Origin of the sequence: Pseudoalteromonas gelatinilytica (assembly GCF_001641615.1) — a bacterium.
GTDB classification, from domain to species: Bacteria; Pseudomonadota; Gammaproteobacteria; order Enterobacterales; family Alteromonadaceae; genus Pseudoalteromonas; species Pseudoalteromonas gelatinilytica.
Genome location: NZ_LRRU01000020.1, coordinates 530,721 through 546,502 on the forward strand (window position 1 = coordinate 530,721; position 15,782 = coordinate 546,502).

The 15,782-nt window shown below is 41.3% G+C and carries 14 protein-coding genes; 3 read left to right on the forward strand and 11 right to left on the reverse strand.

All coding sequences use genetic code 11. From position 1 onward, the window contains the following. Positions 1 to 96: 96 nt before the first annotated feature. The 11 genes from NH153_RS15460 to gyrA all read right to left on the reverse strand — a co-directional run bounded on the left by NH153_RS15460 (position 97) and on the right by gyrA (position 11,532). Positions 97 to 420, reverse strand: a complete 324-nt coding sequence (locus NH153_RS15460; protein WP_063705468.1) for a hypothetical protein — start codon at positions 418 to 420, stop codon at positions 97 to 99. 242 nt (positions 421 to 662) lie between these two features. Continuing rightward, positions 663 to 911 (reverse strand): hypothetical protein, encoded by a 249-nt coding sequence (locus NH153_RS15465; RefSeq protein WP_063705472.1) that lies wholly within the window; start codon positions 909 to 911, stop codon positions 663 to 665. 374 nt (positions 912 to 1,285) lie between these two features. Next, positions 1,286 to 1,990 carry an orotidine-5'-phosphate decarboxylase gene (gene pyrF, locus NH153_RS15470; protein WP_063705476.1) on the reverse strand — a complete coding sequence of 235 codons (705 nt, stop codon included), beginning with the start codon at positions 1,988 to 1,990 and terminating at the stop codon, positions 1,286 to 1,288. Positions 1,991 to 2,022: 32 nt separating this feature from the next. Continuing rightward, entirely contained in the window at positions 2,023 to 3,159 is a 1,137-nt protein-coding gene (lapB, locus tag NH153_RS15475) for a lipopolysaccharide assembly protein LapB (protein WP_058585078.1), read from the reverse strand. 2 nt (positions 3,160 to 3,161) lie between these two features. Further along, positions 3,162 to 3,443 (reverse strand): lipopolysaccharide assembly protein LapA domain-containing protein, encoded by a 282-nt coding sequence (locus tag NH153_RS15480; protein ID WP_054551349.1) that lies wholly within the window; start codon positions 3,441 to 3,443, stop codon positions 3,162 to 3,164. A gap of 20 nt (positions 3,444 to 3,463) precedes the next feature. Beyond that, complete coding sequence (gene ihfB, locus NH153_RS15485; protein ID WP_036968575.1) at positions 3,464 to 3,751, reverse strand: integration host factor subunit beta; 288 nt, start codon at positions 3,749 to 3,751, stop codon at positions 3,464 to 3,466. Between the two features lie 65 nt (positions 3,752 to 3,816). Continuing rightward, complete coding sequence (rpsA, locus tag NH153_RS15490) at positions 3,817 to 5,484, reverse strand: 30S ribosomal protein S1 (protein ID WP_063705479.1); 1,668 nt, start codon at positions 5,482 to 5,484, stop codon at positions 3,817 to 3,819. 92 nt (positions 5,485 to 5,576) lie between these two features. Then, a complete protein-coding gene (cmk, locus tag NH153_RS15495; RefSeq protein ID WP_063705481.1) occupies positions 5,577 to 6,290 on the reverse strand; it encodes a (d)CMP kinase in 714 nt (237 codons plus the stop codon). A gap of 104 nt (positions 6,291 to 6,394) precedes the next feature. Then, positions 6,395 to 7,675, reverse strand: a complete 1,281-nt coding sequence (gene aroA, locus NH153_RS15500) for a 3-phosphoshikimate 1-carboxyvinyltransferase (protein WP_063705484.1) — start codon at positions 7,673 to 7,675, stop codon at positions 6,395 to 6,397. A gap of 2 nt (positions 7,676 to 7,677) precedes the next feature. Further along, positions 7,678 to 8,766 (reverse strand): 3-phosphoserine/phosphohydroxythreonine transaminase, encoded by a 1,089-nt coding sequence (gene serC / locus NH153_RS15505; protein ID WP_063705487.1) that lies wholly within the window; start codon positions 8,764 to 8,766, stop codon positions 7,678 to 7,680. Between the two features lie 69 nt (positions 8,767 to 8,835). Next, complete coding sequence (gyrA, locus tag NH153_RS15510; RefSeq protein WP_063705490.1) at positions 8,836 to 11,532, reverse strand: DNA topoisomerase (ATP-hydrolyzing) subunit A; 2,697 nt, start codon at positions 11,530 to 11,532, stop codon at positions 8,836 to 8,838. 176 nt (positions 11,533 to 11,708) lie between these two features. On the opposite strand from gyrA, the gene ubiG reads away from it, so the two are divergent. The 3 genes from ubiG to nrdA all read left to right on the forward strand — a co-directional run bounded on the left by ubiG (position 11,709) and on the right by nrdA (position 15,769). Continuing rightward, positions 11,709 to 12,419 (forward strand): bifunctional 2-polyprenyl-6-hydroxyphenol methylase/3-demethylubiquinol 3-O-methyltransferase UbiG, encoded by a 711-nt coding sequence (gene ubiG, locus NH153_RS15515; RefSeq protein WP_063705493.1) that lies wholly within the window; start codon positions 11,709 to 11,711, stop codon positions 12,417 to 12,419. Next, positions 12,419 to 13,093, forward strand: coding sequence for an HAD family hydrolase (locus NH153_RS15520; protein WP_063705496.1), 675 nt, complete (start codon positions 12,419 to 12,421; stop codon positions 13,091 to 13,093). The genes ubiG and NH153_RS15520 overlap by 1 nt, the downstream gene beginning before the upstream one ends. A gap of 390 nt (positions 13,094 to 13,483) precedes the next feature. Next, positions 13,484 to 15,769, forward strand: a complete 2,286-nt coding sequence (gene nrdA / locus NH153_RS15525) for a class 1a ribonucleoside-diphosphate reductase subunit alpha (RefSeq protein WP_063705499.1) — start codon at positions 13,484 to 13,486, stop codon at positions 15,767 to 15,769. Positions 15,770 to 15,782: the final 13 nt, after the last annotated feature.

Here is a 15,782-nt window from a genome sequence, read left to right on the forward strand (position 1 = left end):
AATTGAAGAAAATTTACAGCTATAGACTAAAAATAATGTGGCACGAGACATAGCATACCGCATTCCTCCTTCTAATATTAACTTGCTAACTTGCTTTTAAATACCTCTAAAGAATACAGATTGTAAGAAGCTTAAAAGATCAGTTTGATTAGAATAATAGTCAGCAATCTCACCCCAAACTTCGAAGTTACTTAAGTTGAACCCGTCTTCTATATCATTATAATAAAGACATCGCTTACCAATTATTGCGACAACCCAAAAGCCATTGCCCTCTTCACCAAATGGATACTGAGTCCATTTTTCAAGCTCGTTTAGTTTAATTTGGTTCCACAGGTTTCTTTCTACAAAAGACATGTTGAACTCAGCAATTTCTATAATGCCTTCTAAATGAGGTTTTGTGATAGGTTTCCAGTTACTCATAATGCTTCTATTTTTGGCGATTTAATTCATCTATAATAAATCACATAACCTTCTGATATTTAGTTTTAATGAAATCAAGAAAGAGACCCTCAATATGTGTTTGCCGAAAATATTTTAACGGCTAACAGACATATCAAAGATAAACAGGTTTTTAAAATAATAAAAGAAAAATTAGCTACTTAAAGCAGCAAAAAAGAATCGTTATGCTTACTTGAACTAAGCATTCAGCATGTTGATATGTGTTAGGTGTCGATTATTACGAAACCTTCAGCCCAATAATCTTTACCAAGTGGGTAACACGATATATAGAAACCACTTTCGTCACAAGCAGCGGGGTTAATATTTGGAAAATCACTAAACCCAGGTTGCTCTTTTAGCCTTCCAACAGCAGCAATTGCCTCTTGCTCAGAAGCATAAATCCCGATTGTCTTTACACATTCATTGTTTTCAGAAATTATGTGCAAATGCTCTAGCAGGTATACTTTATCCATAGAAACCTAACATTTAAATGGTGCGTTCATCGCGCATACTTTGCAGACTTAACGCCAATTATCTGGTTTCTATATTTTTAACAAATTCCCTAAATGATTACTACCACGAAGTTTTTTAAGACATCAAAATAAAATTATAAAAGTAATCAGATCGCAACGTTCACTTTCATTGATATATATGAAAAGAGCTGTTTAGCAATTGATTAAATATGATATTTTGCCAATCCTAATAAACACTTTTTGATCGCTAGAGTTCTAGGGAATTCACCTGATTAAGTATTGTGAGCTTGCCAAAAAAACAAAAAGAGCATTGTATCTAGCGCGATATAAACCGTGCCTACAATGCTCTTTAAGACTATTTAAAAATAACGAGGTTATTTTAGTGAGTCGTTAATTTCTTTTAGTGTTGCAACTGGATCTGCCGATTGGGTGATTGGGCGGCCTACAACTAAATAGTCGCTGCCATCTTCAACGGCTTGTTTTGGTGTCATGATGCGCTTTTGGTCACCTGCATCGCTGCCTGCTGGGCGAATACCAGGGGTAACCAGTTTAAAGTCTGCGCCGAGTTCTGCTTTTAGCTTTTTCGCTTCTTGTGCTGAGCACACTACCCCGTCAAGGCCTGATTCTTTAGCAAGATTTGCTAGGTAAATTACTTGCTCTTCTGGTGTTTTATCTACACCTAAACGAGTAAGCTCAGCGGCATCCATACTAGTTAGTACAGTTACTGCAATCAGTAATGGAGCATCATCACCAAACTGCTCTAAAGCTTGTTTTGCTTTAGTCATCATTTCAACGCCGCCAGAGGCATGCACGTTAACCATCCATACACCCATTTTTGCAGCTGCGGTTACAGCTTTAGCTACTGTGTTTGGAATATCGTGAAATTTTAGGTCTAAGAATACATCAAAACCTAAGTCGATTAGTTCCTTAACAAAGCTAGGACCGAAATACGTGAACATTTCTTTGCCTACTTTAAGGCGACACGTATCAGGCGATAATTGCTTTACAAACGCAAGAGCTGTTTGTTGATCATCATAATCAAGGGCAATTAATACTTTTTTTGAATCTTCGACAGACATAACTTTCCTAAAAACTAATGGACTAATATGAATTAAAAACCGTCTATGCCACGGCTTGGAACAATTGTTTCCCAGTGCTTACAAGATGGACATACCCAATAAATGGTATGACTGGTAAAGCCACAGTGTTGGCACTGAAAATCAGGTTTGGTTGCGATATAAGACGTTACTAGCTTATCAATTTGATCGAGTACATCTTTAATATCGTTGTTTTGTTTGGCAAGTAGCTGTAATAAAAAGCTAAAGCCACGAATAGTCGGATGACGCTTTAAACTATCCGTTAAAAATTTGATTGCTTGCTCGATATGGCCTTGCTCAAGTAAAGCTTGGCAGTGTTTTATTTTTATTAATACGCCACCTTTATCGAGCAGTTCATTGAGTAATTCGTAAAACTGATGCGTTAAATTAAGCTTTTGATAGCTCAGTGCTAATTCTTCAATAAATACTGGCGCAAAAAACGTGAACTGGCTAATCAGCTCACGCCAATAGTAAATTGCTTTTACATAATCTTCTTTAGTAAAAGCGCTGTGGCCAAGCTCATACAAAGGGCGAATAGCTTTGTGGTTTAAGCTAATAGCTTTACGCATAATTTGCGTATCGTTATCTTGTAAGGCTGCTTCACAATAAAAATTTGCAATCGCTTTTACATGCTGAGGTTTAGTGAACAACTCACTGTGGGCCTCGTACATGTTAATGCCCTTTTCCCATTCACGGGTTTGTGAATAAAGATTAATAATAGGCTCTAACGCTTCTTTATAGCCTGCCTTAACAAGCCATACTAAATGCTCTTCTGCACCATCTAACAAGCCTGCCATAATGTAATCTTCAGCAAGTTCTAAGCGGCTGGTTGCAGCTTGTTGCTCATCAAGACTTGGGTGCTTTAATAGCAGCTCATGAATTTTAATAGCACGGTCAAGTTCGCCACGGCGGCGGAACATAGTGGCTAGCGTTGAATAGTGTTCAACAGAATCAGCAGCAACTTCGAGTAGATTAATAAGGTGTTCTAAGCCTTGGTCTTCTTCTCTGTCTAAGAGAAATTTAAGGCCTTTAGAATATTCAGAGGTAATTTGGCGATTAAGCTGATGAGCTTGGTTTTTAGCGCTGTTTTTACCCATTATCCAACCGTAACCGGCTGCAACGGGTAAAAGTAAAAACAGAAGCTCAATCATGATTAGGTGTCTTTATTAGCAACAAGCTTTTTATTGTTTTTTTCAGGCGCTAATTTCTTTTTTAAACGATAATTTTGCCACTTTAACTGAGAAAACAGTGTAAAGCTTATAAAACAACCAATTGCGACACCTAAAATAAAGCAGATACTTATTACAACAGCTAGGGGCAATGTATTACTCGCGATTAAATAATTGATTTGCACCAATTGTGGATTCTGTGAACCAAGTACAAACGCAATAAATAAACACAGCGCAATCAATACGATTTTTAATACCCTAAACAAGTAACTACTCCTGTATAAAACTAGGCAATACTCGCATTTACGCGGTCACGTAATTCTTTACCTGGTTTAAAATGTGGTACGTGCTTACCGTCTAACTCAACTGTTTCGCCAGTCTTTGGATTACGACCTGTGCGAGGAGAACGATAATGCAATGAGAAACTTCCAAAGCCACGGATCTCGATGCGATCTGAGCTAGATAATGAGCCGGCCATTTGTTCAAGAATTTCTTTAACGGCATTTTCAACATCTTTCACAGGGATGTGTGCGTGTTGCTCGGCAAGTTGTTCTATCAATTCTGACTTAGTCATAGCGTTTCCTTAAAGAGTGGTAAAGGAAGGGCAAAACTGCCCTTCCAATTTTAAAAGACTAGATATTAGTCTTTTTGAGCATTTTTGAATGCTGCAGCCATAGCGTTTTCGAACGCTGGCTCTTCTTTCTTAAGCTTCTCTAGTACTTCTTTCTCTTCTGCTTCGAAAAGAGCTTTAACAGATAAGCTTAAAGTGCGGTTCTTACGATCAACACCAACGTATTTCGCTTCGATTTCGTCGCCTACAGAAACTACAGTAGTAGCATCTTCAACGCGCTCTTGAGCGATATCAGCTACACGGATGTAACCTTCAACGCCTTCGATTAGCTCAACAGTTGCGCCTTTCGCATCAACTTCAGTCACTTTACCTTTAACAATAGCACCTTTTTTGTTTGCGTCCAGGTAGTTATTGAATGGGTCAGCTTCGATTTGTTTAACGCCTAGAGAGATACGCTCACGCTCTGGGTCAACTTGTAATACGATAGCAGTGATTTCGTCGCCTTTCTTGAATTCACGTACAGCTTCTTCGCCTGGCGTGTTCCAAGAAATGTCTGAAAGGTGAACAAGACCGTCAATACCGCCTTCAAGACCGATGAAGATACCGAAGTCAGTGATTGATTTGATCTTACCAGTAACTTGGTCGCCTTTGTTTTGTAGACGAGCAAATTCTTGCCATGGGTTAGCAATACATTGCTTAAGACCAAGAGAAATACGACGACGCTCTTCGTCGATTTCAAGAACCATAACTTCAACAGTGTCACCTAGTGAAACAACTTTTGAAGGGTGGATGTTCTTGTTAGTCCAATCCATTTCAGAAACGTGTACTAGACCTTCTACGCCTTCTTCGATTTCAACGAAACAACCGTAGTCAGTAAGGTTAGTTACACGACCAGAAAGCTTAGAACCTTCTGGGTAACGACCAGCGATAGCTGCCCATGGATCTTCGCCAAGTTGTTTAAGACCTAGAGATACACGAGTTTTATCTTTGTCGAATTTAAGAACTTTAACTGCGATTTCGTCGCCAACATTAACGATTTCTGAAGGGTGCTTAACACGCTTCCACGCCATGTCTGTGATGTGTAGTAGACCGTCAACACCACCAAGGTCAACGAACGCACCGTAGTCAGTAAGGTTCTTAACGATACCTTTAACTTCTTGACCTTCAACAAGGTTAGCAAGAAGCTCTTCGCGCTCTTGTGAGTTTTCTGATTCGATAACTGCACGGCGAGAAACAACAACGTTGTTACGTTTTTGGTCAAGCTTGATTACTTTGAACTCAAGCTCTTTACCTTCAAGGTGAGTTGTGTCACGTACTGGACGAACATCAACAAGTGAACCAGGTAAGAATGCACGGATTGAATCAACTTCAACAGTGAAACCGCCTTTAACTTTACCGTTGATAACACCAGTAACAGTCTCTTGCTCTTCACATGCTTTTTCTAAGCGGATCCACGCTTCGTGACGCTTCGCTTTCTCACGAGAAAGGATAGTTTCACCGAAACCGTCTTCGATTGCGTCTAAAGCTACATCTACTTCGTCGCCAACAGCAACTTCTAGTTCACCAGCAGCATTTTTGAATTGCTCAGCAGGGATTGCACTCTCAGATTTAAGACCAGCATCAACAAGTACGATGTTGTTCTCGATTGAGATAACTGTACCTTTAACGATAGAGCCTTGCTCTGCTTCAAAACCCTTTAGGCTTTCTTCAAATAACTGCGCAAAATTTTCTGACATTATACGTCTCTAAATAATTAAATAACCAATTAGCAACCATGCTGCATGGGGTTGTTAAAATAGCACTGGCTTCCTGCCGGCACCTTAATAAATTACTTTTTAGCTTTTGGAAGCTTACCTGCAAGTACGGCTTCGTCGATTAAAGTTACAACTTTATCAAACACTTGCAATGCATTGAACTCGCTAGTATCGATTTCAATTGCGTCTTCTGCAGGAACAAGCGGCGCAACTTCACGTGTCATATCACGGTGATCGCGAGCTTTTATGTCCTCTAGTAGACCACTTAGTGTAACATCAAGACCGCGTTCGTTCAACTCAGCAAAGCGACGACGAGCACGCTCTTCAGCCGTTGCGGTTAAATAAATCTTTAATGGTGCATCTGGGAACACAACCGTGCCCATATCACGACCATCGGCAATTAGGCCGCTCTCAGTACGAAACGCACGTTGACGACGTAATAATGCTTCTCTCACCCGTGGTAATGCAGCAATTTTAGATGCCGCAGCACCGACTTCTTCGTTACGAATTGTGGTTGTGACGTCTTCGCCTTCCAAGACAATTTTAGATGTGTGCGTTTGGCTATCGACCAAAAACTGTACATCTAAGTTTGCAGCTAGCGGCACTAGCGCATCTTCATTATCTAATTCAATTTGATGATGAAGCGCTGCAAGTGACAGCACACGATAAATCGCACCGCTGTCTAATACATCCCAACCTAATTTCTCGGCTAACAAGCGACAAACAGTTCCTTTACCTGAACCACTTGGGCCATCGATGGTGATTACGGGCATTGATAACGCCTGCATTTATAACCTCCTGCAATGCACACCAAAATAAAACCGCGACATTATACGCCAGTTCTTGAAATAGATCCGCATTTAGAATGTAACTTTTTATATTTTCTTCTGTTTTATTGACTTGAGACAGACTCTAGTACTTTGAAAAACGTTGGAAAAGTTTTGTATGTACACTTAGGATCGTTAATGGTTATTGGCTTTCCGCCAACGGCAACCATTGCAAAACACATGGCAATGCGGTGATCGTTATAGGTGTCAATCGCGACATCGTTGAATGTCTCAGGTGGTGTAATTTCGATGAAATCTTCCCCTTCAACAACCTCTGCGCCGACTTTACGAAGCTCAGTCGCCATGGCATACAAGCGATCTGTTTCTTTTACGCGCCAGTTATAAATGTTACGAATTGCTGTTTTACCTTTTGCGAATAACGCAACAGTGGCCAGCGTCATTGCCGCATCAGGAATTGCATTAGCATCAATATCCACTGCGTTGAGCTCGCCTTTACGAACCACCAGCTTTTCATCGTACCAATCAATTTTAGCGCCCACTTGTTCCATCACTTTGGCAAAACCAATGTCACCTTGAACAGATGCCGCACCTACCCCATTAATTTCTATTTCGCCGCCCGCTATTGCAGCCGCCGCAACAAAATAAGAGGCGCTTGAAGCATCGCCTTCAACCATAATACGCTCAAGTGCTTGGTACTGCTGACAGCCTTTTACGTAAAACGTTTGGTAGTTATCATGGCTTACTGTCACACCAAAACGCTCCATTACATCAAGGGTAATATCAATGTAAGGCTTTGATACCAGCGTGCCCTTAATGGTAATTTCTGTGTCACCATTAAATAGTGGCGCTGCCATTAATAGTGCAGTTAAGAACTGACTTGAAATACTGCCATCAATTTCAACTTGTCCACCATTGATTTTGCCGCCTTTAATGGCCAGTGGTGGATAGTCTTTATGTTTAAGGTATTCAACATCACCGCCAAGTGCTTGCAGAGCATCAACCAAATGGCCGATTGGGCGCTCTTCCATACGTGGCTCACCCACTAGCTGGTATTCGCCTTCTACCGCCGCTAACACCGCAGTAAGAGGACGATAAGCCGTACCAGCATTACCTAAGAACAGTGGCTCACTTGGCGTTTTGAATTGACCAGCAACACCTTCTACAGTTGCCACTGTTTTGTCTTCATTTAACGTAACATTCACACCTAGCAGTTTTAACGCACCTAGCATGTGGCGAATATCATCACTGTCTAGTAGGTTTTCAACAACCGTTGTACCCTCTGCCAGTGCGGCTAGTAACAAGATACGGTTTGATAAGCTTTTTGAGCCAGGCAGTGTCACACTGCCATTTACTTTAGAGATAGGTTCAAGACGAAGCTGTTCCATAATTAGCTGTTCTCCTTGGCGAATTTATCCATAAAATCAACCAACGCTTGAACACCTTCAAGCGGCATCGCATTGTAGATACTCGCACGCATGCCACCCACAATGCGGTGGCCTTCAAGGGCTAATAGGCCAGCTTCTTTTGATTCACTAATGAATTTATCATTCAGTGATTCATCATTTAGCCAAAACGGCACGTTCATACGTGAACGGCAATGTTTAGCAACTTTATTGCTATAAAACGCTGAACTATCAATAAAGTTATAAAGTAGTTCTGCTTTTGCGATGTTTTGCTCTTCCATCGCTTTAACGCCACCGTTTGCTTCAAGCCATTCGAACACTTCAGCAGCTAAGTACCACGCAAATGTCGGTGGTGTGTTATACATGCTGCCTTGTTTTGCTTCTAAGGCGTAATCAAGTATGCCCGGCTTTGCAAGACCTTCACGCTCAAGGAGCGTTTTACGAACAATAACAATCGATAAACCAGACGGGCCGATATTTTTTTGTGCACCCGCGTAAATTAGATCGAACTGATTTACGTCAAACTCGCGCGATAAGATAGTTGAAGACATATCAGCCACAATCGGTGCAGATGGGTGTGAAGGTACTTCAAAAATTTCTATGCCGTCGACGGTTTCATTCGGGCAATAGTGAATGTATGACGCATCCGCAGGTAATTCCCAGCTACTCGCTGGTTTAATAGAAAACTGGCCATTTTGCTGTTCATCATCACGTACATTAATGCTTTGAACAGTCGTGAATTTTGCAGCTTCTTCAGTGGCACCTTTTGACCATACACCGTTTTCACAGTACACAGCAGGCTTACCATCAAGATGAAGGTTCAAAGGAACCGCACTAAATTGACCACGGCCACCACCGTGCATAAATAACACTTCAAACTCATCGCTAATATTCATTAAGCGGCGTAAGCTTGCTTCACATTTGGCGGTTAGCGCTAAAAAGTCACTGCTGCGATGGCTGATTTCCATCACAGAAACACCTAAACCTTGCCAATCAATAAACTCTTTTTGTGCTTTTTGCATAACTGCCGGCGGTAACATTGCCGGTCCTGCACAAAAATTATATTTAGTCATTACTTTGCCTCATTCCAGTAATTATAGTGCGGATAAAAAAAGCGGCCGAAGCCGCTTTTTAAATCAATGTTATTCTGAAGGTGGGTTATCACCCGTTTCTTCAGTATTTGTATCGACTACTTCAACGGCCTCGCCTTCGATGGCTTCTAGCTCATCAACTTCGATTTCTTCGATACGTTGTAAACCAACTACTTGCTCTTCGTCAATAGTTCGTATCAAAATAACGCCCTGAGTATTACGACCAACCGTAGAAACCTCGTTTACACGCGTACGTACAAGTGTACCGCGATTAGAGATGATCATGATTTCGTCGTTTTCGTCAACTTGTACTGCACCAACCACAGCGCCATTACGCTCGCTTACTTTGATTGATACAACACCTTGTGTTGCACGGCTCTTCGATGGGTAATCTTCAAGTGCAGTACGCTTACCATAACCGTTTTCTGTCACAGTTAAGATTGCGCCATCTGACTTAGGTACGATTAACGACACAACGCGTTGGTCGTCAGCCATCTTAATACCACGAACACCTGTTGCTGTACGGCCCATTGGACGTACACCTTTGAAGCGGATTTCTGGGTTACCATTTTCATCTAGAACTGGGTTACCGTTTTCATCAACAACTTCTGATTCTTCTGCTTCTTTAAAGCGAACAACTTTACCAGCATCAGTGAATAGCATGATTTCATTCGTGCCATCAGTGATATCAACACCAATTAGGCTATCGCCTTCATTTAGGTTAACCGCGATGATGCCGCTTGCACGTTGACGGCTGTATGCAGTCAGTGGTGTTTTCTTAACTGTACCAAACGCTGTTGCCATGAAGATGTATTTATCTTCTTCGTACTCGCGTACTGGTAAGATAGCAGTGATACGCTCATCAGCTTCAAGTGGTAATAAGTTAACAATTGGCTTACCACGCGCTGCACGGCTTGCTAATGGTAATTGATATACTTTCAACCAATATAAACGACCTGCCGTTGAGAAGCACAGAATTGTATCGTGAGTATTGGCAACTAATAGACGTTCGATGAAGTCTTCATCTTTCATCTTCGTTGCTGATTTACCTTTACCACCACGACGCTGTGCTTCGTAGTCAGTTAATGGTTGATACTTAACGTAACCTTCGTGAGAAAGCGTTACAACAACGTCTTCTTCATTGATTAGGTCTTCAAGGCTAATATCGTGAGCAGCTGCACTGATTTCAGTACGACGTTCGTCACCATATTGCTCTTTGATTTCTACTAGCTCGTCGCGGATAACTTCCATTAGACGCTCTGGGCTTGAAAGAATGTGTAAAAGCTCAGCAATTAGATCTAGAAGTGTTTGGTACTCGTCTAAGATCTTCTCGTGCTCAAGACCCGTTAATTTGTGTAAACGTAGGTCTAGAATAGCTTGTGCTTGTTGCTCAGATAAATAGTACTGACCGTCACGGATACCTAGATCAGCGGCTAACCAATCAGGACGTGCTACGTTATCTTCACCTGCTTTTTCAAGCATTGCTTTAACAGTACCTAGTTCCCAAGAACGTGCTGTTAATGCAGCTTTTGCTTCTGCTGGTGTCGGTGACTTACGAATAAGTTCGATAATAGGGTCGATATTCGCAAGGGCAATTGCTAAGCCTTCAAGCGTGTGAGCGCGGTCACGGGCTTTACGTAAATCAAATACTGTACGACGTGTTACCACTTCGCGGCGGTGAATGATAAACGCTTCAAGCATTTCTTTTAAGTTGAAACACTTAGGTTGGTTGTTATCAAGTGCAACCATGTTCATACCAAACACAGTTTGTAACTGAGTTTGTGCATATAGGTTGTTTAAGATTACTTCACCAACATCACCACGTTTGATTTCGATAACGATACGCATACCGTCTTTATCAGATTCGTCACGTAGTGCGCTAATACCTTCAATCTTCTTATCTTTAACAAGCTCTGCGATCTTTTCGATAAGACGTGCTTTGTTAACTTGATAAGGGATTTCGTGAACGATGATTGTTTCACGACCGGTTTTTTCGTCAACTTCGATTTCAGCACGAGCACGGATATATACCTTACCACGACCTGTTAGGTACGCTTGCTCAATGCCTTTTTTACCATTGATAATCGCCGCAGTCGGGAAATCCGGACCTGGGATATATTCAATAAGATCAGCAATTGACATATCAGGGTTTTGAATAAGCGCTAAACAGCCATTGATAACTTCTGTTAAGTTATGAGGCGGAATGTTCGTTGCCATACCAACCGCGATACCTGAAGAACCGTTTACTAGTAAGTTAGGTACTTTTGTAGGTAATACGTCAGGAATTTGCTCAGTACCGTCGTAGTTAGGTACGTAATCAACCGTTTCTTTTTCTAAGTCAGCTAATAATTCATGTGACATTTTCGCCATACGGACTTCCGTATAACGCATTGCTGCCGCAGAGTCACCGTCAACAGAACCAAAGTTACCTTGGCCGTCAACAAGCATATAGCGTAATGAGAAAGGCTGCGCCATACGAACGATGGTGTCATATACCGCGCTGTCGCCATGTGGGTGGTATTTACCGATTACATCACCAACAACACGTGCTGATTTCTTGTAAGGTTTATTCCAATCATTATTGAGTTCGTTCATTGCGAATAAAACGCGGCGGTGAACTGGCTTTAAGCCGTCACGTACGTCTGGCAATGCACGTCCTACGATTACACTCATTGCATAATCTAGGTAGGAATTTTTTAATTCATCTTCAATATTGACTGGCAGAATTTCATTGGCGAGATCAGTCATTTGATTTCACATTCCTTCAGTATTGACTCATTAAGAGGCAAACCGCCGTCTTAAGAGCTTTAGTTATTATTTCCAGACCATGCTATCACAATTTATTTAGATTTACAGGCGCTAAATCTTTGCGATTTATTAATTTCCCCCTATATAATGGCCTCAGATTAACGAGGAAGTTTTTTATGACCGAGCATCAAAATGTAGATAATGCAGAAATTGCAAAGTTTGAAGCCATCGCTGAACGTTGGTGGGACCGCGACGGAGAGTTCAAACCCCTTCATGAAATAAATCCTCTGCGTTTGGATTTTGTCGCTGATAAAGTGGGCGGCTTATTTGATAAGGAAACTTTAGATGTTGGCTGTGGTGGCGGCATTTTAAGTGAAAGTATGGCGCGTATGGGCGCAAAAGTAACCGGCATCGATATGGGCCAAGAGCCTTTAACCGTTGCTAAATTACATAGTTTAGAAACAGGCGTGCCTGTTGACTATATAAAGGTACCTGCAGAACAATTTGCTGCTGAGCAGCCTGCTCGCTTTGATGTTGTGACCTGTATGGAAATGCTTGAGCATGTTCCAGATCCAGCTTCTATTATCCGCGCTGTCGCTGAGCTTGCTAAACCGGGTGCCGATGTGTTTTTCTCAACACTAAATAAAACACCAAAAGCCTATTTGTTTGCCATCGTAGGTGCTGAAAAGCTATTAAAAATGGTGCCTGAAGGTACCCATGACCACAAAAAGTTTATCAAACCAGCACAACTTATTGCGTGGGCTGAAGAAGCGGGTCTAAAAGTAAGAGCCAGTACTGGCCTTAACTACAACCCATTTTCAAAGCAATACAGCTTAAATGATGATGTAAGTGTTAATTACATCCTGCACTTTGAGAAACTAGCCTAATGAGTGGTGTGCAAACACCCTCTATCGATTTTGATGCCTTTATTTTTGATTTAGATGGCACACTACTCGATACCGCAGATGATTTAGGTGGCGCATTAAACCGTGTGTTAGCAGATGCCAATGTGGCCCCTGTTGCTGAACATATATACCGCCCTGCTGCATCTAATGGCGCTAATGCATTATTAGAAGCCGGCTTTGGTGATAAATGGCCTGAACTTGAACAACTTGCTTTACGCCAACAGCTTCTGGATTACTATGCCGAAGATATCGCTGTACACAGTAAATGCTTCACTGGCATCGAGCAGCTTTTAATTGCGCTTAAACAAAACAATATTAAGTGGGGCATTATGACCAATAAGCCCGGCTTTTTAACTGAACCTTTAGTGCAAGCAATCCCGTCATTAAGTAATGCCCAGGCTGTTGTCAGTGGTGATACATTAGCTGTGGCAAAACCATCGCCGGATCCACTTCTCCATACCGCTGAAATCTTAGAGGTTGATCCGAGCCGTTGTTTATATATCGGTGATGCTGAGCGTGATATTCAAGCGGCAAAGGCTGCGAATATGTACAGCGCCACGGCGTTATGGGGTTACATACCCAGTCTAGACGCTGCGCTTGGCTGGCAAGCGGATTTTAATTGGCACTCGCCAATTGATGGCTTTAACCATATATAGTGTTATTTAATATCTAAAACACCATATATTGTGATCTGATTTACTTTTGAACATTCTTTGATGATAAAAAAAACAGTCAAAATTTATTTTTAATTACGGTAAATTTTCTGGATCTTTTGTTGATTTCTACAAATTTCGTCGTCTATGAATGTTCAAAGGTTAATGGTTACTAACACAAAGCGTTTATCCAATAGTTATCCACAAAATGGGGCAATTCTATCCCTTGCAAAACAGCGCAGACCACACTATCTTGTGATCTGCAATTTAAACAACACCAGATATTGTGGCTAAATGTTATTCAATTAGTTCTCTGGTGTTTAATAATAATAATTACATAAAGAATACCTTTGTCTTTACAACTATAATTTCCCAAGGAATACAGGCAAAACTATGAACCAACAGCTATCTGTAAGCAAACGTGACGGCCGTAAAGAGTCACTTGATCTAGATAAGATCCATCGCGTGATCGCTTGGGCCGCAGAAGGTCTTGATAATGTGTCTGTCTCACAAGTTGAATTAAAATCTCATATTCAATTTTATGACGGCATTCGCACCGATGACATTCATGAAACAATCATCAAAGCTGCAGCTGATCAGATCTCTAAAGATACGCCTGATTACCAGTACCTTGCTGCTCGCTTAGCTGTATTCCATTTACGTAAAAAAGCATATGGCCAATTTGAGCCACCACGCTTATACGATCACATCACGAAATTAGTTGAAGACAAGCGTTATGATCAACACCTATTAGTTGATTATACCGAGCAAGAAATTGACGAGTTAGATGCTTACATCGATCACAACCGTGACTTAAACTTCAGCTACGCTGCTGTTAAGCAACTTGAAGGTAAGTATTTAGTTCAAAACCGTGTTACTGGCGAAATTTACGAAAGTGCACAGTTTTTATATATCTTAGTGGCTGCAAGCTTATTCTCTGATTATCCAAAAGAGACACGTCTTGATTACATCAAGCGTTTTTACGATGCAGTATCGACATTCAAGATTTCATTACCAACACCAATTATGGCAGGTGTGCGTACACCAACACGTCAGTTCAGTTCATGTGTATTAATTGAATGTGGTGATAGCCTAGATTCTATCAATGCAACATCGTCTGCGATTGTTAAGTATGTTTCACAACGTGCAGGTATTGGTATCAATGCCGGTCGCATTCGTGCGCTAGGTAGCCCAATTCGTAACGGCGAAGCGTACCACACTGGCTGTATCCCGTTTTATAAACACTTCCAAACAGCAGTTAAAAGCTGTTCTCAAGGTGGTGTACGTGGCGGCGCAGCAACCCTATTCTACCCACTATGGCACTTAGAAGTTGAAAACTTACTTGTGCTTAAGAATAACCGTGGTGTTGAAGACAACCGTGTTCGTCACCTTGACTACGGTGTACAGTTCAACAAATTAATGTATAGCCGTTTAATCAAAGACGATTACATCACATTATTTAGCCCGTCAGATGTACCGGGTTTATACGATGCGTTCTTTGAAGATCAAGCCAAATTTGATGAGCTATATGTTAAGTACGAACAAGATGAGTCTATTCGTAAAAAGCGTATTAAAGCGATTGAGTTATTCTCAATGTTCGCACAAGAGCGTGCGAGCACAGGTCGTATCTACTTACAAAACGTTGACCACTGTAATACGCACAGCCCGTTCATCTCGACTGTGGCGCCAATTCGTCAATCTAACTTATGTTTAGAGATTGCATTACCGACTAAGCCGCTAAGCAATGTAATGGATGAAGAAGGTGAAATTGCACTATGTACGCTTTCAGCGTTTAACTTAGGTGCTATTGAGTCATTAGATGAATTAGAAGAGCTTGCTGAACTTGCTGTTCGTGCCCTTGATAACTTACTTGATTTCCAAGACTACCCTGTTCCTGCAGCTAAAAACGCAACAATGGGTCGTCGTACGCTAGGTATCGGTGTAATCAACTTTGCTTACTACTTAGCGAAGAATGGTAAGCGTTACTCAGATGGCAGCGCAAACGCACTAACTCACAAAACATTTGAAGCAATTCAATATTATCTAATGAAAGCATCAAATGAGTTAGCAAAAGAGCGCGGTGCGTGTCCTAAATTTAACGAGACAACGTATTCTCAAGGCATTATGCCAACAGATACTTACAAACGTGACCTAGATCAGTTCTGTAATGAACCACTTCACTTAGATTGGGATTCATTACGTGCAAGCATTCAAGAGCACGGTATGCGTAACTCAACGCTATCTGCCCTTATGCCTTCAGAGACATCATCACAAATCTCTAACGCAACAAATGGTATTGAGCCACCACGTGGTCATATCAGCGTTAAAGCAAGTAAAGATGGTATCTTAAAGCAAGTAGTGCCAGATTATGAAAATCTGAAAGATAACTACGAGCTACTGTGGGATATTCCTTCAAACGATGGTTACCTACAACTTGTTGGTATTATGCAAAAGTTCGTTGACCAAACGATTTCTGCTAACACTAACTATGATCCATCTAAGTACGAAGGCGGTAAAGTACCTATGAAGGTGCTATTAAAAGACCTACTGACTGCTTACAAACTTGGTGTTAAAACCCTGTACTATCACAACACGCGTGACGGTGCATCGGATGCTCAAGATGAGCTAACACCAGAGGTGGAAGATGATGGTTGTGCAGGCGGCGCTTGTAAAATCTAATTAAATTAATAAC

Coding starts and splice junctions, on each gene's coding strand:
- rpsA (WP_063705479.1), bottom strand. CDS start 5,484: ATGTCAGAAAATTTTGCGCAGTTATTTGAAGAAAGCCTAAAGGGTTTT.
- NH153_RS15465 (WP_063705472.1), bottom strand. CDS start 911: ATGGATAAAGTATACCTGCTAGAGCATTTGCACATAATTTCTGAAAAC.
- lapB (WP_058585078.1), bottom strand. CDS start 3,159: ATGATTGAGCTTCTGTTTTTACTTTTACCCGTTGCAGCCGGTTACGGT.
- gyrA (WP_063705490.1), bottom strand. CDS start 11,532: ATGACTGATCTCGCCAATGAAATTCTGCCAGTCAATATTGAAGATGAA.
- aroA (WP_063705484.1), bottom strand. CDS start 7,675: ATGGAACAGCTTCGTCTTGAACCTATCTCTAAAGTAAATGGCAGTGTG.
- NH153_RS15460 (WP_063705468.1), bottom strand. CDS start 420: ATGAGTAACTGGAAACCTATCACAAAACCTCATTTAGAAGGCATTATA.
- cmk (WP_063705481.1), bottom strand. CDS start 6,290: ATGCAGGCGTTATCAATGCCCGTAATCACCATCGATGGCCCAAGTGGT.
- serC (WP_063705487.1), bottom strand. CDS start 8,766: ATGACTAAATATAATTTTTGTGCAGGACCGGCAATGTTACCGCCGGCA.
- NH153_RS15520 (WP_063705496.1), top strand. CDS start 12,419: ATGAGTGGTGTGCAAACACCCTCTATCGATTTTGATGCCTTTATTTTT.
- ihfB (WP_036968575.1), bottom strand. CDS start 3,751: ATGACTAAGTCAGAATTGATAGAACAACTTGCCGAGCAACACGCACAC.
- nrdA (WP_063705499.1), top strand. CDS start 13,484: ATGAACCAACAGCTATCTGTAAGCAAACGTGACGGCCGTAAAGAGTCA.
- ubiG (WP_063705493.1), top strand. CDS start 11,709: ATGACCGAGCATCAAAATGTAGATAATGCAGAAATTGCAAAGTTTGAA.
- pyrF (WP_063705476.1), bottom strand. CDS start 1,990: ATGTCTGTCGAAGATTCAAAAAAAGTATTAATTGCCCTTGATTATGAT.